Source organism: Salinicoccus sp. CNSTN-B1, assembly GCF_054792835.1.
In genome coordinates this window covers 873,954-892,065 of the sequence record NZ_JBTWMN010000004.1, presented here as the reverse complement: position 1 = coordinate 892,065, position 18,112 = coordinate 873,954, and the positions used below count along the sequence as shown (strand labels likewise).

Here is an 18,112-nt window from a genome sequence, read left to right as displayed (position 1 = left end):
TCCTGCATTCTATACGAGACGCTTCATTTCTTCTGCAACATGTTCGACTTCGGTGCCGACAACGACATGGACGTTGTTGCGTCCCGGCCTGATGACGCCGTGGGCGCCTGCTGATTTGATGATTGCATCATCTATCTTCGCTTCGTCCATAACATTGATGCGCAGACGCGTCGTACAATAGTCAATTGTATCGATATTCTCTTTGCCACCGAGTCCGATGAGGATCTGGTCTGCTTTTTTAGAGTACTTATCGTCGAAGGAAGATGACTTCTCATCCACTCCCTCAACTCCTTCCACTCCTGCTCCAGTCGGAGCTTCCGCAGCCAACACCGAATCATCGCGGCCTGGCGTCTTAAGATCGAGCGCTTTGATGATCACCCTGAAGATGACATAGTACAGGACAAAGAATACGAGCCCCTGCAGGATCAGCATATAAGGCTGGTTGGCGATGGGTACCTGGGCGCTGAGCACAAAGTCGATCAGCCCGGCACTGAAACCAAATCCTGCTGTCCATTCAAACGATGCTGCAATGAACAGGGACAGTCCTGTAAGTGCTGCATGCACGACGTATAGCAAAGGCGCCAGGAACATGAAGGAAAATTCAAGTGGTTCCGTTACACCTGTAAGGAATGCCGTCAATGTAGACGCAAGCAAAATGGAGCCCGCAGCTTTTTTGAACTGTGTCTTAGCCGTATGGTACATCGCAAGTGCAGCCCCCGGCAGCCCGAACATCATGATCGGGAAGTAGCCGACCTGGTAGCGGCCTGTGATGCCCCGCTCACCTTCATTATCCAGAAGTTGCCGATATCGTTGATGCCGACTGTATCAAACCAGAACACCGAGTTCAATGCGTGGTGCAGGCCGGTCGGAATCAGCAATCTGTTGAAGAAGCCGTAGAGGCCGGCGCCGACGGCACCCAGCCCACTGATCCATTCCCCGAATGAGAAGAGACCGTTATAGAGCAGCGGTCATACATAGTACAGCACACCACTGAGCACTATCATGACGAATACGGCAATGATCGGCACCGAACGGCGCCCACTGAAGAATGCAAGGTAATCAGGCAGTTTCGTGCCGCTGAAGTGGTTGTATAGAGCCGCACTGATCAAGCCTGTAATGATACCTAGAAATACGTTGTTTTCAATGACTCCGAATGCGGTCCCCACTTCTTCCAATTCGATACCGCGCAATAACGCAATCGAATCTGCCTTCAGCAGGTTGGTCACGACAAGGAAAGACACGAGGCCGACAAGTGCCGCCGCCCCGTTTTTATCTTTCGACATGCCAAAGGCAAGCCCCACTGCAAACAGGATCGCCAAGTGATCAAGTTCAATACACTATAATAATAATATAAAATATCTTTTGAAAGGATGATACTATGCAGCGCCTCATAAAAAATGCACGCCTCGTCACCCATGATGACACGTTCGGCGATCATTGGCTGCTTATCGAAAATGATAAAATAAAATCGTTCGGCCCGATGGAGAAGTGCCCGGATGCAGAAACGGTTTTTGATGCACAAGGGGACAATGTCCTGCCCGGCGGCATCGAGATGCATATACATGGTGCCGATGGCGTGGATGCGATGGATGCGGACGAGGCTTATTTGGAGAAGATTTCAGCCCATCTGCCGAGCACCGGTTCCACATCGTTCCTGGCCACCACCATGACCGCCCCGATCAAAGACATTGAACGGGCTCTTGAGAACTTATCTGGCTACACGTACGCGGGAGGGGCAAAAATGCTCGGCATCCACTTGGAGGGGCCGTTCATCTCAAAAGCCCACCCAGGCGCACAAGATCCAGCCCATATCCTGAAACCCGATCACGCGTTGGCACGTCGCCTCCAATCCCTCTCAGGCAATCAGATCCGCCTGATGACATATGCCCCTGAAGAAGACCCTGGCGATTTCATAGAGACACTGAAAGATTTGTCGATCATCCCTTCAGCCGGTCATACGGATGGTTTGTTCGACACATTGAAAGATGCTGAAACGAAAGGGCTCAGCCACATCACCCATCTGTATAATGGCATGCGCGGCCTTCACCACAGGGAACCCGGTACCGTCGGCTTCGCCTATATGGGGGATGCCTTTACTGAACTGATTGCAGATGGCATCCACTGCAGAAAGGAAATGATGAAACTGGCCTATGACATCATCACACCAGACAGGCTCGTCATAATTACAGATGCCATGCGCGCCCAAGGCCTGCCGGATGGCGAATATGACCTCGGCGGCCAGAACGTCCACGTCAAGGATGGCGAAGCGCGCCTCGCCGACGGAACGCTCGCCGGCAGCGTATTGACGATGAAACAGGCCATCAGGAATATGAGGGAAGTCACTGGATGTACATGGCAGGATATCGTTAAGATGACCGCCTATAACCCGGCTGTTGAACTCGGCTTGACCAAATCAAAAGGCGTCATAAAAGAAGGCGCCGACGCCGATCTGGTGATCTACGATGATGCTTCAAATCTGAAGCACACCATTATAGACGGTGAAATATACTGCTAGAGTCTCAATTCGCGCTCGTCACGCGGACCAACGAGAGTTAGACGCCCAATTCTCGTTCGTTGCCCGGACCAACGGGAGTTAGACATCCAATTCGCGCTCGTCGCCCAAACCAACGGGAGTTAGACATCCAATTCGCGCTCGTCGCCCAAACCAACGAGAGTTAGACGAGACATTCATCTCAGTGCACACTTCTCCACACAAAAAAGCTCCGGATATTTCCGGAGCTTTTCTGATTCCCACCAATTGTCGCGTTTTGCGTACGTGATGGACAATGTTTTTCTTTCTCTTTCTTTATGTGCGCTACGCCTTGCTTCAAGTTTGATGCGATCCTCGCCTAACGTCCTGAGGAAGGAGACCATCAGCATGATGAAGATTATGATGAGTGGCGCACCTGCAACGATGGAGGCGGTCTGCAACAGACTCAATGAATCATCTCCGCCTATCAGCAATAATGTAAATGGCAGGAAGGATAACGCAAATGCCCAGAACAGGCGGTTCCATCTGTATGGTTCACCATCAACCTTTGTTGGGTGGATGATGCAAGAATATAGGAACCTGAGTCGAATGTCGTCGCCAAGTAGAGCAGTGCAGTAATGATGAAGATCAAAGTCATCAGTTTGCCGAAAGGCAGCTGGCCGATGATTGCCATGATTGCCGCTTCCCCACTTTGGTTGTTGAGGACATCCGTCACAGAGAATGTACCGGAAATTTCAAGCCATAGCCCGAAGTTCCCCAGTATTCCGAAGAAGAGTACACACCCAAGCGTTCCGTAAAGGATTGTACCAAGCACAACTTCCTTCAATCGGCGACCTTTGGAGATCCTTGCGATGAAGAGCCCGATGAATGGTCCATAGACCAGCCACCATGCCCAATAGAATACCGTCCAGCTTTGAGGGAAATCGGTCGTTTCTATGCCCTTAAAGCCACCAAATGGTTCAAGCCAAGTTGCCATCCGGAAGAAGTCTTTCATCATCAGACCGATACTTGAGACGGTTGTTTCCATGATGAAGATCGTTGGTCCGACAACGAAAATGAAGGCAAGCAGGATGAACGTCAACCATAAGTTCATGTCGCTCAGTACCCTGATCCCCCTCTTTAGACCGGAATAGGAACTGATTGCAAAGATGACAGTTGCGATGATAAGTATGCTGAGTCTCAGCACCAGGCCACCGCCGTCTATTCCAAACAGGGATTCCACGCCGGCTGCAATCATTGGCGTCCCAAGCCCCAATGTCGTCCCGGCCCCGCCGAGCAGACCGAATATGAAGAGTACATCGATCAGTTTGCCGGGCCATCGTGTTGTATACTTCCCAAGAATAGGCTCACACGTGAGACTGATTTTGAGTATAGGATTCTTTTTAACGTAAAGACTGTAGGCAATTGGAAGTGCGGGCAGCACATAGATCGCCCACGCAATCGGTCCCCAGTGGAAGATACCGTATGCGGCTGCATAGTTGATCGCTTCTTCACTTTCCGGGGCAATATGAAACGGTGGAGCCTGATAATAGTAGACCCATTCAATTGCACCCCAGTAGAGGATACTGGATCCGATACCAGCTGAGAAAAGCATGGCCGCCCAGCTGAATGTTCCAAATTCAGGTTTTTCATCTGCTTCGCCAAGCGTAACCTGTCCGTATTTGCCGAATGCTATGTAAAGCACGAAAAGAAGCGCTGCGACTCCGATTCCAAGGTAGACTGCGCCCAACCCGCCAGTCACTAGATCGTTAAGCTGCAGGATGATTGCTTCACTCGCTTTTGGAAAAGCAATCAGCGGGACTATGACAGATAAGAGAATAATAATTGAAGCTATAAACGTTGGCCAATCCATCAAACGAAATTTTTTCATTTCCTCACCTCGTGTAATTTTATAATTACTCTTTATAAGTACTTTCCGCCAACTTTCTTATAGTAACATAAGCACAGGGATAAGCAAGCGCTTGCAGCAGCCTCAAATAAGCGTTGAACGGCGCTGCCGCAGGCAGTGCCAGGACATTTTACGTCTTCCCATTACCATCCAAGCCTATAGGAGCGTAACGTCCGCCAATAATGTAAGCGATTGCAATATACTGAATATTAAAATATAATGGCAATATATCAAACTAGGAGGTATGGCAATGGCATTCGATTTTCCACATAAAAAAGATGCTCAATACAAAATCAAGACGCAGTATGAAAACTTCATCGGCGGCGAATGGGTACCGCCTGTAAAAGGGGATTACTTCGAAAATGAATCACCGGTCATTGGTGAGAAGGTATCCAAAGTACCACGCTCGACGAAAGAAGATGTCGATAAAGCTGTAGAAGCTGCACATAAGGCGCATGCAGAATGGGGATTGACCTCCCCTACGGAACGGAGCAATATCCTGCTACGGATAGCAGATCGTGTAGAACAGAACCTGGAGGAACTGGCGGTACTTGAAACTTTCGAGAATGGTAAGGCAGTGCGCGAAACATTGAATGCCGACCTGCCTCTCGTGGTCGATCACTTCAGATATTTTGCAGGTGCGATACGCGCACAAGAAGGCGGCATATCCCAAATCGACAATGATACGGTAGCCTATCATTTCCATGAACCACTGGGTGTAGTCGGTCAGATCATCCCGTGGAACTTCCCGCTTCTGATGGCATCCTGGAAACTTGCACCGGCTCTTGCCGCTGGTAACTGTGTCGTGTTGAAGCCGGCAGAACAGACACCTTCCACCATTCTGCACCTGATGGAATTGATCAGTGACATCGTACCAAAAGGTGTCATCAACGTAGTCAATGGCTTTGGTTCAGAAGCCGGTCAGGCGCTTGCGACACACGATAAGGTCAACAAACTCGCGTTTACAGGGGAAACGACGACTGGCCGCATCATCATGCAGAATGCCAGTCAGAACATCATCCCGGTTACACTGGAACTCGGCGGTAAATCACCTAACATATTCGCCAAAGACCTTATGGACGAAGACGATGACTTCCTCGACAAGGCGATTGAAGGCCTCGTCATGTTCGCCCTGAATCAGGGTGAAGTCTGTACCTGCCCTTCACGCGCAATCGTCCATGAAGATATATACGATGCCTTCATGGAGCGGGTCATCAGCCGTGTCGAGCAGATAAAGGTCGGCAACCCGCTTGATGAGAATACGATGATGGGCGCACAGACTTCCAAGGAACAGAAGGAAAAAATCAGTTCCTACCTCGACATCGGCAAGAAGGAAGGGGCAGAAGTATTGACTGGCGGCAACATCAAGGAAGTTGACGGGGACATTGCCGGCGGTTATTATTTCGAACCTACCATATTCAAAGGTGACAATAAGATGCGCATCTTCCAGGAAGAAATATTCGGTCCCGTGCTCGCCGTGACGACTTATAAAGATGATGACGAAGCACTCGCCATTGCGAACGACACGCTCTACGGCCTTGGCGCCGGTGTATGGACACGTTCGCAGAACAAAGCCTACAGGTTCGGCCGGGGCATCCAGGCGGGACGCGTATGGGTGAATACGTATCATGATTATCCTGCGCACGCTGCGTTCGGCGGCTATAAGATGAGCGGTATCGGCCGCGAGAACCACCTTATGATGCTCAGTCATTATCAGCAGACGAAGAATATGCTCGTCAGCTACGATGAGTCACCAAAAGGATTTTTCTAGATGCCTGAACTGAAGGCAATAGATGCCACCGAAGCGGCAAAAGAACTGATCAGAGATTTGAAGAAAGAGCACGGAGATCTCATATTCCACCAATCCGGTGGATGCTGCGACGGTTCCAGCCCCATGTGCCTTAGGGAAGGCACCATGATCATCGGCGACGCGGATGTCAAACTCGGTGAAGTGGAAGGCGTCCCCTTCTATATGCATCATAGGCAGTATGAGTATTGGAAACATACCCGACTTACGCTTGACGTCGTAGAAGGCATCGGCGGCATGTTCAGTGTCGAAGGGCCGCGCGGTGTACGCTTCCACATCCGGAGTGAACCAATTGACAGTACAGAATCATCCTGATCGACACGAAGCAAATCTGTCGATCCAATAAAGAAGGACGAAGGCTTATAAGCCTTCGTCCTTCTTTATCATCGAATATTACTCTTCATCATCAAATTCATAGTAATCGGAAAGAACGTTCTTGATTTCAATCTTCTCTTCCGACTGGACCAGTTTAATGTTCGATACGACCGTATCGCAGCCTTCTTGAGCGAGATGGCCATTAAGTTTTTTGACCAGATTCAGCAATTCATCGATGCCACCTTCAACTGTGGTTTCCATCGGCCCGATAAAATGGGTCAATCCACTGTTTTCGATCAATTCGATTGCACCTGTGATATGACTGAACGCATCACTGTTTTGTGGGTGGTGGGGAAGCAACTGTATGCTCATGATATAATTCATCCTGTAATCTCCTTTTCAATATTTAGTTCCGATTTTATGATACCATTATAGAAAAGGGTTTCAAAGAAACCCGCGTTTATATCGAAGGAGCTTTCATATGAGCAAAAACACATTCAAATGGTTGAACTTCACTTTGACTATCATCGCCCTCTTCGCCATCTATGTGTTCTTGGATGGCATCATCGATCCATCGCTGCATGGCTTCATGCTGATCGGTCTGATAATAGCCGCTCTGGTTTCACTTGTGCTTGTACTGCGCAATGAATCCTGAAAAACCCCGCCTTAAAAAGGCGGGGTTTTGTCTAGAATAGTATATGCCACATGTAGAGCGTCGCATAGGCGCCATAACCGCCCCAGCCTTCAATGACCGATATGATATACGCTTTATCCGGCCGCTCTTCCAATCCATCGGTCAGTCTGATTGCGTTGCGTAATCCCGCATCCCCGATTGGCACGGCGTTCCTGTACTTAAGGGTACGCATCAGAACGGTGTTGGCACTCCACGGACCGATTCCCTTGAAACTGGTCATATATTTCAACACTGCATCATAATCACCCATGGCAAGGAGCTTCCCTTTTGACAGCTCGCCATTCTTCACCCCTGCCGCGCACAATCCCAGGTACTCCGCCTTCCTATAGGAGACCTGCATGTCTCGTAACGTCTCCGGATCAAGCGACGACAATTCCTCCGAGGTCGGCATCAGCCAATACTTCCGTCCTTCATATTCGACGTGGTGTCCAAAATGTTCCACTATCCGACGCTTTAGTATATACGCAAATGCCATGTTGATCTGCTGGCCAAGGACTGCCCACATGAGTGCTTCCATGATGTCTGGTTTACAGGTCATACGATAGCCTGTGCGTTCCCCTATAATCTGTGATAATCGCGGATCTGCTGCTGCAAATCGATAAAATGCCTCCAAGTCGTAATCAAGATCGAGCCAGTCAACTACATACTTCCTGATATGTCCTTCCTTCGCACCCTCATTGTAGAGTATATCCACAGCAACCGCGTCCTTGCTGTGGGATGTGACCTCAAATAGCACTGCTTTTCCATCAATGTGGACTGCCCGCCTCAGCTTACCTTCATGCGCTTCATAGAGGCAATCATCCTGTTTGGCCATGAAATCATAGGTCATCGTATAGTTGAAGGGTCCATTCGCTTCTATCCTCATCGTCTGACCCGTCCTTTCACCGTATCTCCCTGCCTCGGTTCCTGACCATCAGCGAATTGGATACGGATGGCGTTTGCCCTGTTGGGATCGGCATGATCCATCACATGGAAATGGAGGTGCGGAGTATCGGAAGCCCCACTATTGCCGCATTGAGCAAGGGGCTCACCCGTTTCCACATGGTCGCCTTCCCTTACTGAGATGGAGTGTTTTCTGAGATGGGCAAGCATCGTGTATTCGTCATGTTCATGGGAGAGAATGATGTAATTCCCTTCAGGCTTTGACATATCTGGGCGACCTGGCAGATTGTCTGCTACGTCATCCGTCACATGTATGACCGTGCCACTGCGCGGCGCCGTCACTGACGAACCGAATGCGTAGTATGCCGTATTATCACCTTCCTCACCACTGTGGGATCGCCCCTCTTTTTTTCTGATGAAATCGTAGGCATAGCGTTGGTGGGCGTATGGATAATGGTAGTTCAGGAACAGATCACTCCGCCCCATAGCACGAACCATTCCGATTCGAACGGCAGATGATAGGCGTTGAGCGACAGTTCGCGGTCTGTTGCATATTTCTCGTACACATCGAATTGGATGCCGATGATTGTTTCCTCCTCGTCAAAAGCGACTGTAATCATGCGCTCTTCGGCTTCATCCAGCCATTGGTACCTGCGTATGCCGGGTTCAAGGGAGTTTTGTAGATTCAGTGTGAATTGCCTGCCGTCCTGGAAATCATTGGCTGCAGCGACGAAAGTGTCCAGATACTCATCTGGTTTTGGAATGCTGCCGCAGTCTGGTTGTATATGGCCTCAAAATTGCCTTCTGAAAAATGATCGCCGAATATTTTGGGTGATAGGTTTGCCATGATGCATCTCCTTTCAATACTGCACTGCTCATTTGACCTTTTTGATGATCTCTTCAGCCTGGTGCTTGACTGAGGAAAGGTCGTTGAGCCTGTAGGTGTCGTAGTCCTGCATGATGACCTGTGATTCGCTGACGCCCGCCTGTTCTGCGATGTCTGCACGCAATTCGTCATCCGTGTCTTTGACGTTGACGAATATATAGTCAGTATCATATGCCCCGATCGCATCCAATTCAATCGGCAACGGCCCCTCCTCGAGCGTCTCTTTAAGCGTTTCGTCCATGCCGAAATCGAGCACATCATACACCGCTTCGGTGCCGAAGGCGGAAAACTCATCACGGATGATGTACCCATCCGCCTCTTTAGTCAGGACGATCGCCTTTTTACCGCTCGCCATATCGCCTGCCCTCCGCTGGATGCGCGTCATTTCTTCGAGCCATCCATCACCGATGTTTTGTGCTTCTTCCTGTTTATCCAGGATGACGCCAAGGTTATATAACTGGGTCAGATAAAGGCGCTCCCTGAAAGGGCTGAATATGGATGTGCTGTAGCTGATCTGCACAGTGGGCGCAATCGCCTGATAGTCTTCTATGTACGTATCGGGCGCATAGGTGATGATCAGATCCGGTTCCACGGCCTTCATCCCTTCAATATCACCGTGTTCCAAAAGAATGATTTCAGGATCTATTTTCTCTTCAGCAAGCCATGTATCTTCAACCATATCACCCACACCCACAACATCGGCCTCCAACAGTGCCGCGTTGCCGACATCTACGCCACGCAGCAGCACGACGCGCTTCTGGGTTTGCTGGCACTTCAATCTCTTCGGTGTGCTCAGTCACAATCTGCCTCGTCGCGCCATCTTCCGAGACGCCTGTCTCCCTGAAGCCGCTGCATGCCGAGACCAGGAGCATCGTAACGATGAGCAATAGTCTGGTTTTCATCTTATGCATCTTCCATCCTTCCTCTGATCCCTTTCATTATACATGAATGGATTTTACAGGGGAAACCAAAAGGACAGGCATAAGGGATCAGTCCCTTTGCCTGTCACACTGCGTTTTCTTCCTGGTTCACGGAAATCTCTTCATCCAGTTTCAGCCTTTTCGCCCTATATCTGTAGATGAAGTCGAGAAATTTATCCAGCTTGCCATCTGATACACTTTTCATGCTGATGACGATTTCGCTGCCGATCCATATATGGATGATGTTGCCGACCAGCAACAGGTTTTCGGTCGTGATGCCGGTGATGTCCTTATATTCGACAGCATGGGTCTCAATTTCTTCTCCCTGCCTCAGTTTGATGAACAGCCTATGCGTCGTAGGGATGATGCCGCCGTGGAAGGAGTGGTGACCATCCTTCTCGTATTCTACAGTACCGATCAGTTCCGGGCCGACGACCTCATCTTCGTAGAGTGCCATATCATCGAGATCTTTTAGTCTGTTATGCATAAACATACCCCCAGATTGTTTATAATCATCTACCCTTCCTGACTCTATTATAAACTATTCCGAATTTTAAGACAATGACACCGACCAACATTCCTATGATTCCACCCAATGTATTCAATATGACATCATCCACATTGGAGATGCGGCCGATCGGTAAGGCATACTGCAGAAATTCTATAGTGGCCGAGAACAGGAATGCAAAGAGTACAGTGATGATCTCCTGGCGTATCATCAAAAAAGAAAGAAGCCAAACGGCACGAACAATAGGATGTTCATGCCGATCGAGTTGATGATGGCATAGTCGGCCGCATATTCGAATGTATCCAGAATACTGTAGAACGGCACGAGCTGCGTCACCTTCTCAGGATTCGAACTGGGCAGCAGGGTCAGCAGCAGGGTGCCGATTATCGACAGCATCAGACCGATGAAAATCAAGTAGTGGACTTGCTTATCAAGGGTATCAAGCTTGCGTCCAGCCCTTCTGTTGATCGAGAGCGTTATGAATACAATCAGGAACGAGAGCAGTATAAATATCGGAATGATCGATTGGAACGCTTCAAACAGCTTTGACATATATTCCCTACCCTCTCATCCAAATTGTTGTTCTGTAAAAATTTTATACATATCATGCGATGCCATCAATTCCTGGTGGGTACCGCTGCCGGTGATGCGCCCCGCTTCAAGGAAAAATATTCTATCTGAGTTGACGACGGTCGACAACCTGTGTGCAATGACCAGCACAGTCCGGCCCCGCATCAAGTCATCCAGTGCTTCCTGTACATACTTCTCGGAACGGGAATCCAGACTGGCTGTCGCCTCATCCAACATCAATAGTTCGGGATCCTTCAAAAATGCCCGCGCGATGCCGATGCGCTGACGCTGACCGCCCGATAGGCAGATGCCGCGCTCCCCGACCTCGGTATCCAGGCCAGCTTCAAGCTGGTCGATGAACTCATCCGAGTAGGAACGGGTTACCGCAAGTGCCACTTCCTCCTCAGTATACTCATTCGCCTCAAGGCCGTAGGTGATATTATCCCGGATCGTCCCGGAGATGATGGCACTTTCCTGTGCCACATAGCCAATGTTGCGTCGTAGGACAGAAAGCGGGATATTGCGGATGTCCACCCCGTCTATACTGATGCTGCCGCCTTTGACATCATAATACCGTTCGATCAGTGCAAATATGGTTGATTTGCCGCTTCCGCTCGGCCCCACGAATGCCACCTTCTGGTTCGGTTCGGCCCTCAAGTTGACATCCTCAAGCACCGGTGTCGATTCGTCATATCCAAATCTGACGTTGTCAAATATCAGTGTCCCGAATTCAGGCGTCTCACCAGCAGGCTCATTTTTCTCCTCTTCCATTCCGAGTATCGTAATGATGCGGTCCGTTGCCCCAAGCGCCTTATTATATTCGGTAAAAAACATCGCAAACATCGTCATCGGCATGATGATCTGGAACAGATACAGCAAAAACGCAACAAGTGTGCCGATTGAAAGCGTCCCTTCCGACACCCTCAACCCACCATATGCAATGATCAGGATGATGACGAACATCATGACAGTGCTCATGACCGGTGACAAGAAAGCGTTTATCTTCGCTTCCTTCATGCCGAAGCCGAACAATCTATTGATGCCCGCCTTTCCCCTTTCACGTTCGTAATGTTCCCCGTTGAAGGCTTTCACAAGGCGCATCTCACCCAAAGTCTCCTGGATCAGTCCTGTAAACGACGCCGTCTCATCCTGCAGCGCCCTTGATATCCGGCCATCCGCCGGCCGAGTGGCAGTATGATCACGATGGATATCGGGACCGCGATGAACATGATGAGTGACATGCGCCAATCCAGTATGAGGAGGATGACCACTGCCCCGATGATCGAGATGATGCCGCTGATCAGCTGGGGAAATGGCGGGTGATCAAGTCTTTTATGATTGCGGTGTCATTGACGACCCTGCTGACGGACTCACCGCTTTTTGTGCGGTCGAAATAGGGAATCGGCAGTTTAAGGAACTTATGCCACACCCGTTCCCTGAGCCCCTTGATGATCGTCTGCCCGATGTATGCCAATATGTAGTAGGACACACCATCGAGTATCGCACTCATCAAGAAGACCCCGATGATGATGCCGATCAGCATGCCCGAGATGCTTGTCGGGCTGTAGCCATCGATGAATTGCTGCGTCAGTAGCGGCACGATCAGCGACCCGATTGTACCGAACAAAGTCAGCACCATGCCAACGATGAAAAGCCGCCTGTTCAGATCAGTCTGCCTGAGGAGTGCCGTGAAATCACGGAATGTGGCCCGATCTTCCTGATTTTCCTTTGCCATCCTTTAATCATCCTTCCAAATTGTTTCCAACTGTTACAGTATATATTACTAAATCATTTTGCTCTATGATAAACTATTTTTATATTATGCAAAGGGGGAACGTCAATGACTTTGGAACTTTCGGGACTCTCGAAAAGCTTCAATGGGCAAACAGCAGTAGACCACATAGATCTCAATGTGCCAACAGGCAGCATGTATGGATTTCTAGGTGGAAACGGGGCCGGTAAAACAACCACTTTCCGCATGATCCTCGGCCTGCTGCAGCCAAGTGAAGGACATATCACCTACAACGGTGAAAAGATCGACTACAATGTAACCAATCAGATCGGCTACCTGCCTGAGGAACGTGGCCTGCATCCAAAATTGAAGGTGGACGAGCAGATCCGCTACCTAGGCCAGCTCAAGGGGATGTCGAAGCAGGAGGTCGATAAACGGCTCGACGAATGGCTTGAACGCTTTGAAGTGCCGGAGAACCGGACGAAGCGCATTGAAAAGCTGTCAAAAGGCAACCAGCAGAAAATCCAGCTCATCGCCTCGATCATCCATGACCCGAAACTCATCATACTCGATGAACCTTTCAGCGGCCTCGATCCAGTCAACGTTGAAATATTGAAGAATGCAGTCAAAGAACTCAACAGCCGCGGTGCCACCATCATCTTCAGCACACACCGCATGGAACATGTTGAAGAATTGTGCGAATCCATGTGCATCCTGAACAAGGGGCGTCAGGTCGTCAGCGGCAGGATCGACGAAATACGCAAAGACTTCGGCCAAAAGGAAATCATCATCGAAGGTGAACATGACATCTCCTTCCTAAAGGACATGCCTGGAGTCATCGACATGAAACAGATACGCAACAGATACATATTGAAGATTGAAGATGAGAGCTATGCGGAGCCGATTTTCAATGAAATCGTCAAACTTGGCTACTTCAAGCGTTTCCAGGTCAACGAACCATCGATCAACGACATTTTCATTTCAAAGGTGGGTTATGGAATATGAGTAAATTTCTGGCGACTTTCCTACAGACCTATTCCTCCAAAATACGTGCAAAATCCTTCATCATCAGCACGTTGATCATAGTGCTTGTGATTTTCGTCGGGCGAACTTCGATAAGATAATCGACTTCTTCGATTCATCTGAAGAAGTGACCGCCGTCAAAGTAGAAGGCGATGAAGCATTCTATAGCCAATTCAAAGGCACGATGGATGCGCTCGATTCAGGTATACCGGTGGAACCTTATGAAGGCGATGTGGGTAGTGCGGAAGTGCACCTTTCAATCGAAGAGACGGCACCTTTAGCCGTCACCCTCCACAGCGATAATGAAATTCCATCCGAACAGGTCAATAAAATCGAAACCGCACTCGGTCAGGTTCAGCGCAGCAATACGATCATGGCACTCAACTTGTCCGAGGAAGAAGCACAGCGCCTGAACGCAACCCCTGACATCAGTTATGATATCGCTTCAGAAAGCGGTTCGGCGGATGACGGGGGCTCAGCACCAGGCGACACGCCTGAGGTTAATCCATTGAACGCTGTAGTCTTCTACGTCACAGTCATCGTCATGTTCTTCATCATCATCAACTATGCCAGTCAGATCGGCACCGAGGTTGCGATGGAGAAGACATCGCGCGTCATCGAAATGATTGTATCTAGCGTACCGCCGGTCACCCACCTGTTGGCAAAGATCAGTGCAATGATCCTGGTCAGCCTGACCCAGCTGTTCATATTCCTCATGGCCATCGTTGCTGCAGTCTGGATTTTCGACTTCGGCAGCATCATTGGTGACCTTGGATTGGAAGCCAATGAGCAAACGGCGACGTTGATTGTATATTCCGGCATCTATCTCGTGCTTGGCCTTGTGCTCTACTTATCGCTCTCTGCGATGCTTGGTTCATTCATCAGCCGCATGGAAGACTTGCAGCAGGCGTTGCTGCCGGTGACGATGCTTGCCCTCGGTGGCTTCTATATCGCCATCTTCAACATCTGGGGTGAAGCGGACAACATGCTCGTCAAAGTTTCGAGTTTCTTCCCGCTGTTCACGCCATTTGTCATGCCGCTCCGCGCCATGAATGCTGAGACGAGCCAGATGACACTGCTCATCGGTGTCGTTATCCTGATTGTTTCGATTGCGCTCGCAGTCATATTGGCTGCAAGCATATACCGCAACAGTGTCCTGTCGACTTCCGGCGGGATATTCAAGAACTTGAAACGCATACGCAAAGAATAAAAGACAGCTCAAAATTGAGCTGTCTTTTCATATGCCTTCAGTGTCATCCCCCGTGCACTTTGAACTGTTCTTTATAGATGAGGTGTTCTTTGGTGAATTTGGTCGGGGAATCGATACCCACTATCGCCGCCAAGTCGAACAGTCCTTCCCTCATCGAAATCAGGTAGTTGCAGACGCGGTACTTCTTTTCATCGATATCGAGTGCCCGCTCTAATTTCGGATCGGTGGTTGCCACTCCAACCGGACATGTATTTGTATGGCACCTATGGGATCTGATGCACCCTGTACTCATCATGAATCCCCGTGCGATGTTCACCAGATCTGCACCCATGGCAAGGGCCATCGCAACTTTATCCGGTGTGACGAGTTGGCCGGAGGCGATGATCAGCGTGCGCTCCCGGAGGCCGTATTTTTCAAGCAGCTGGTCTACATAAGGCAGTGCTGCAAATGTCGGCAGACCGACAGAAGCGGCCATTTCATAGTAGGTTGCCCCTGAACCGCCGTTGCCGCCGTCGACGGTTATGAAGTCAGGAATGATATCTTTCTCCTTCATCACCTTCACCATATCCTCCACTTCCGCTTCGTTGCCGACAGTCATTTTGATTCCTACGGGCTTGCCGCCGACTTCACGCAACTGGTTCAGGAAGTCAAGCAGTTCTCCGGTATCATTGATGTTTTCGAAGCGGTTGGGACTGTCGACTTCCTCCCATGGTGTCAACGTACGGATTTCTGCTATTTCTTCAGTGACTTTGTTCGCTGCAAGATGGCCACCCGGGGTTTGGCGCCTTGGGCGAGCTTCAGCTCGAATGCCTTCACATTCTTTTTTGCACTTTTCTCCTTGAATGCCTCCCAGGAGAATGCCCCTTCTTTAGTACGGACGCCGAAGAGCCCTGAGCTGATCTGCATGATCAGGTCCACATCCCCTTTTTCGTGGTAGGGGACACACTGCCCTCACCCGTGTTCATCCAAGTGCCGCCTGCCATGCCGAGTCCTTCCGACAGTGCTGTTATGGCATGGCTGCCGAGCGATCCGAAGCTCATTGCAGACTGGCCGATGAGTCCTTTTACCCGAAATGGCTCGGCTGCCGTGTGCCGGCCGATCACGATGGCATCTTCATCGCTCAACAGATACGGATCGATCACTTTATCTTCCCGGTGTTCGTCCCGGCTGATGAACCCTTCCTGGGTAATCTGATATAACTTCGTATTGACCTTTCTACTCTGATCTATCTTAAGCTCACTGTGCTGCAGCGGAAACATTTTATTGACGAGGTAGAGCCCCGGCTTCTCGAAATCCCTCTCCGAACCAAAGCCCAGCATCCTGTCTTTATATTTTGCCGCCTTATTGACGAAGATGAATTCGTTCCGATTGAAAGGGCTGCCCTCATTGTCATTATGATATAGGTATTGGCGCATCTCCGGACCTATCTTCTCAAGCATATACCGCATTTTCCCGAGCACCGGATAATTCCTTAATACGGAGTGCTGGGCCTGGTGTTTATCTATAAAATAAAGATAACCAAAGATTAACAGTGGCGTAAAAAATATGATGGCAAGTAACGTGACGATGATAATAAGTAATGTGTTCATGGATATCTCCCCCTTGCTTTATATTCTTCCATTATAATACTGGAAATTCAAATATGATTTATGGAGCGGTTTGGTCTCATGGTCAGGTTTCCGTAAAGTTTTATCAGGTCGATATGTACAAAAAATCCTTCACCATGGAACTATGATGAAGGATTGGATGGAGCAGTTATGCACATAAGTCGCCGGACACTTACCACTTAAGGCCGGACAATATTGCTTTCAGTTCCTTTCGTGCATGGAGCGGAAGGGGCCAACGGCTGATCTCGGCGAGGAGTTCCACCCGGCCGATATGTCCCCGACCAGCCCATTCAGCCTTGCTGCGAATGTCGAATCCATCAGTTCGGATTCATCACCAATCAGAAAACCGATCTGCGACAATGCGCCCGGATGGCGCTTCAGGAGATATTTCTGATGCCGTGTTTCGGCAGGGGTGAAACCTGTAAATGGCACGATTTCCGTTTTGATGGACACGCCGGTTGCTGCCTCCACTTCGGCTTTTACCGACTCAGCAGAAGATGCCTGGTCATCATCCCGGACAGACAACAGGGAAATATACTGCCGTCCTTTGTAGGCGGGAAGATCACTTTTATGGTTGCGCCAGAAGTGGCGCAGAATGTCTGCATGGGAAATGATGCTTGGGTCATAATCCACTTCAATCGTTTCTGTGTGGTCACCCATATTACGGTAGGTCGGATCTGGCGTGGTGCCACCGGCATATCCTGTACGCGTCCTCAACACACCGTGAAGCGCCCCGAACCGGGCATCCGGGCCCAGAAGCACCCCATGCCGAGGGTTACAGTATCGTATCCGGAGCCGGACCACCCACTTTCAAGTTCATGCAATGTAAGTGGCGTCACAATTTACCCATAGCCGCTTCATCTGCCAGCACAGTGACATCATCGTGGCGCTGCAGCACTGTTGCAGGCATATCCTCAGATTCCGCTCCATTGATCATGCCGTCGATTGCTGCCGCTTTACCTTCTCCAGACGCGATCAGCAGGATCGACTTCGCATCCATGATGGTATCGAGCCCCATGCTGATGGCGCGCGTCGGTACTTCTTCAATCGTATTGAAGAAGCGGGCGTTGTCCTTGATCGTCGTTTCTGCCAGGTCGACCACATGGGTTCTGGAATCGAACGCAGTGCCAGGCTCATTGAACGCGATATGTCCATTGCGCCCGATGCCGAGCAGTTGAAGGTCGACCCCTCCAATTTCTCCGAGCATACGGTCGTAGCGTTTCACTTCCGCATCAAAATCTGTGGCCGCGCCATCCGGGATGAATGTATTTTCGGGTGGAATCGGCACATGGTCAAAGAAGATGTTCTTCATATAATGGTGATAGCTTTGCGGGTGGTCGCTTGCCAGACCGACATATTCATCGAGGTTGACGGTATAGACATGAGAAAGGTCTACACTGTTCTCGTTCAGCATCCCTGCCAAAATCTCATACATCTTCTCTGGCGTGGAGCCCGTCGCCAGACCTAGCACCACACGGTCGGAATTGACGATTTTATCATATATGGCTTCTGCCGCCTTTTGGCTCATTTCATTGTAATCTTCTACGCGTTCCAGTTTCATTGTTGATCCTCCTGATTT

General features: G+C 49.8%; 20 protein-coding genes and 4 pseudogenes. 7 read left to right on the top strand and 17 right to left on the bottom strand.

The window, feature by feature from the left end; translation table 11 throughout:
• Positions 1-9: 9 nt before the first annotated feature.
• Together ACYF68_RS05210 and ACYF68_RS05205 are read right to left on the bottom strand one after the other, a co-directional pair.
• On the bottom strand, positions 10-735 hold the full coding sequence (locus ACYF68_RS05210) for a PTS transporter subunit EIIC (protein WP_461045621.1): 726 nt from the start codon (positions 733-735) through the stop codon (positions 10-12).
• A pseudogene (locus ACYF68_RS05205) lies at positions 732-1,283 on the bottom strand (PTS transporter subunit EIIC). The gene ACYF68_RS05210 and the pseudogene ACYF68_RS05205 overlap by 4 nt, the downstream one beginning before the upstream one ends.
• Positions 1,284-1,378: 95 nt before the next feature.
• Here ACYF68_RS05205 and nagA point away from each other — a divergent pair.
• Entirely contained in the window at positions 1,379-2,515 is a 1,137-nt protein-coding gene (gene nagA, locus ACYF68_RS05200) for an N-acetylglucosamine-6-phosphate deacetylase (RefSeq protein WP_461045620.1), read from the top strand.
• A gap of 173 nt (positions 2,516-2,688) precedes the next feature.
• On the opposite strand, the pseudogene ACYF68_RS05195 reads toward nagA, so the two are convergent.
• A pseudogene (locus tag ACYF68_RS05195) lies at positions 2,689-4,361 on the bottom strand (BCCT family transporter).
• 268 nt (positions 4,362-4,629) lie between these two features.
• On the opposite strand from ACYF68_RS05195, the gene exaC reads away from it, so the two are divergent.
• Positions 4,630-6,150, top strand: coding sequence for an acetaldehyde dehydrogenase ExaC (gene exaC, locus ACYF68_RS05190; RefSeq protein WP_461045619.1), 1,521 nt, complete (start codon positions 4,630-4,632; stop codon positions 6,148-6,150).
• The gene (locus tag ACYF68_RS05185) at positions 6,151-6,501 is read left to right on the top strand and encodes a DUF779 domain-containing protein (RefSeq protein WP_461045618.1); all 351 of its coding nucleotides are present in this window, start codon (positions 6,151-6,153) and stop codon (positions 6,499-6,501) included. It abuts the gene before it with no gap.
• A gap of 78 nt (positions 6,502-6,579) precedes the next feature.
• On the opposite strand, the gene ACYF68_RS05180 is transcribed toward ACYF68_RS05185, so the two are convergent.
• On the bottom strand, positions 6,580-6,885 hold the full coding sequence (locus ACYF68_RS05180; RefSeq protein ID WP_461045617.1) for a thiamine-binding protein: 306 nt from the start codon (positions 6,883-6,885) through the stop codon (positions 6,580-6,582).
• Positions 6,886-6,982: 97 nt separating this feature from the next.
• Between ACYF68_RS05180 and ACYF68_RS05175 the strand changes: the two genes are divergently transcribed.
• Positions 6,983-7,156 (top strand): hypothetical protein, encoded by a 174-nt coding sequence (locus ACYF68_RS05175; RefSeq protein ID WP_461045616.1) that lies wholly within the window; start codon positions 6,983-6,985, stop codon positions 7,154-7,156.
• A gap of 31 nt (positions 7,157-7,187) precedes the next feature.
• On the opposite strand, the gene ACYF68_RS05170 is transcribed toward ACYF68_RS05175, so the two are convergent.
• The 10 genes and pseudogenes from ACYF68_RS05170 to ACYF68_RS05125 form a co-directional block, all read right to left on the bottom strand.
• Positions 7,188-8,060 carry a DNA-3-methyladenine glycosylase family protein gene (locus ACYF68_RS05170; RefSeq protein WP_461045615.1) on the bottom strand — a complete coding sequence of 291 codons (873 nt, stop codon included), beginning with the start codon at positions 8,058-8,060 and terminating at the stop codon, positions 7,188-7,190.
• Positions 8,057-8,563, bottom strand: coding sequence for a peptidoglycan DD-metalloendopeptidase family protein (locus ACYF68_RS05165; RefSeq protein WP_461045614.1), 507 nt, complete (start codon positions 8,561-8,563; stop codon positions 8,057-8,059). Before ACYF68_RS05165 ends, ACYF68_RS05170 begins: the two co-directional genes overlap by 4 nt.
• The gene (locus ACYF68_RS05160; protein ID WP_461045613.1) at positions 8,539-8,697 is read right to left on the bottom strand and encodes a hypothetical protein; all 159 of its coding nucleotides are present in this window, start codon (positions 8,695-8,697) and stop codon (positions 8,539-8,541) included. The genes ACYF68_RS05165 and ACYF68_RS05160 overlap by 25 nt, the downstream gene beginning before the upstream one ends.
• Before the next feature lie 65 nt (positions 8,698-8,762).
• Positions 8,763-8,924 (bottom strand): hypothetical protein, encoded by a 162-nt coding sequence (locus tag ACYF68_RS05155; protein ID WP_461045612.1) that lies wholly within the window; start codon positions 8,922-8,924, stop codon positions 8,763-8,765.
• A 28-nt stretch (positions 8,925-8,952) separates the two neighbouring features.
• Positions 8,953-9,711 (bottom strand): ABC transporter substrate-binding protein, encoded by a 759-nt coding sequence (locus tag ACYF68_RS05150; protein WP_461045611.1) that lies wholly within the window; start codon positions 9,709-9,711, stop codon positions 8,953-8,955.
• Positions 9,644-9,874, bottom strand: coding sequence for a hypothetical protein (locus ACYF68_RS05145; protein WP_461045610.1), 231 nt, complete (start codon positions 9,872-9,874; stop codon positions 9,644-9,646). The genes ACYF68_RS05150 and ACYF68_RS05145 overlap by 68 nt, the downstream gene beginning before the upstream one ends.
• Before the next feature lie 94 nt (positions 9,875-9,968).
• Positions 9,969-10,370, bottom strand: coding sequence for a PH domain-containing protein (locus tag ACYF68_RS05140; protein WP_461045609.1), 402 nt, complete (start codon positions 10,368-10,370; stop codon positions 9,969-9,971).
• A 25-nt stretch (positions 10,371-10,395) separates the two neighbouring features.
• Positions 10,396-10,602: a VanZ family protein gene (locus tag ACYF68_RS05135; RefSeq protein ID WP_461047499.1), complete on the bottom strand. Its 207-nt coding sequence runs from the start codon at positions 10,600-10,602 to the stop codon at positions 10,396-10,398.
• Positions 10,602-10,943: a VanZ family protein gene (locus ACYF68_RS05130; protein ID WP_461045608.1), complete on the bottom strand. Its 342-nt coding sequence runs from the start codon at positions 10,941-10,943 to the stop codon at positions 10,602-10,604. The genes ACYF68_RS05135 and ACYF68_RS05130 overlap by 1 nt, the downstream gene beginning before the upstream one ends.
• Positions 10,944-10,958: 15 nt before the next feature.
• A pseudogene (locus tag ACYF68_RS05125) lies at positions 10,959-12,696 on the bottom strand (ABC transporter ATP-binding protein).
• 105 nt (positions 12,697-12,801) lie between these two features.
• On the opposite strand from ACYF68_RS05125, the gene ACYF68_RS05120 reads away from it, so the two are divergent.
• The 3 genes from ACYF68_RS05120 to ACYF68_RS05110 are packed head-to-tail and all read left to right on the top strand — an operon-like array spanning position 12,802 to position 14,926.
• Positions 12,802-13,698, top strand: coding sequence for an ABC transporter ATP-binding protein (locus tag ACYF68_RS05120; protein ID WP_461045607.1), 897 nt, complete (start codon positions 12,802-12,804; stop codon positions 13,696-13,698).
• Positions 13,695-13,817 carry a hypothetical protein gene (locus ACYF68_RS05115; protein ID WP_461045606.1) on the top strand — a complete coding sequence of 41 codons (123 nt, stop codon included), beginning with the start codon at positions 13,695-13,697 and terminating at the stop codon, positions 13,815-13,817. The genes ACYF68_RS05120 and ACYF68_RS05115 overlap by 4 nt, the downstream gene beginning before the upstream one ends.
• A 26-nt stretch (positions 13,818-13,843) precedes the next feature.
• Positions 13,844-14,926: an ABC transporter permease gene (locus ACYF68_RS05110; RefSeq protein WP_461045605.1), complete on the top strand. Its 1,083-nt coding sequence runs from the start codon at positions 13,844-13,846 to the stop codon at positions 14,924-14,926.
• 43 nt (positions 14,927-14,969) lie between these two features.
• Here the strand turns inward: ACYF68_RS05110 and ACYF68_RS05105 are convergent.
• From ACYF68_RS05105 to nagB, 3 genes and pseudogenes are all read right to left on the bottom strand, one after another.
• A pseudogene (locus tag ACYF68_RS05105) lies at positions 14,970-16,515 on the bottom strand (glutamate synthase-related protein).
• A gap of 219 nt (positions 16,516-16,734) precedes the next feature.
• Entirely contained in the window at positions 16,735-17,295 is a 561-nt protein-coding gene (locus ACYF68_RS05100; RefSeq protein ID WP_461045604.1) for a peptide-methionine (S)-S-oxide reductase, read from the bottom strand.
• A gap of 73 nt (positions 17,296-17,368) precedes the next feature.
• Positions 17,369-18,094 (bottom strand): glucosamine-6-phosphate deaminase, encoded by a 726-nt coding sequence (nagB, locus tag ACYF68_RS05095; protein WP_461045603.1) that lies wholly within the window; start codon positions 18,092-18,094, stop codon positions 17,369-17,371.
• Between the last annotated feature and the right edge of the window lie 18 nt (positions 18,095-18,112).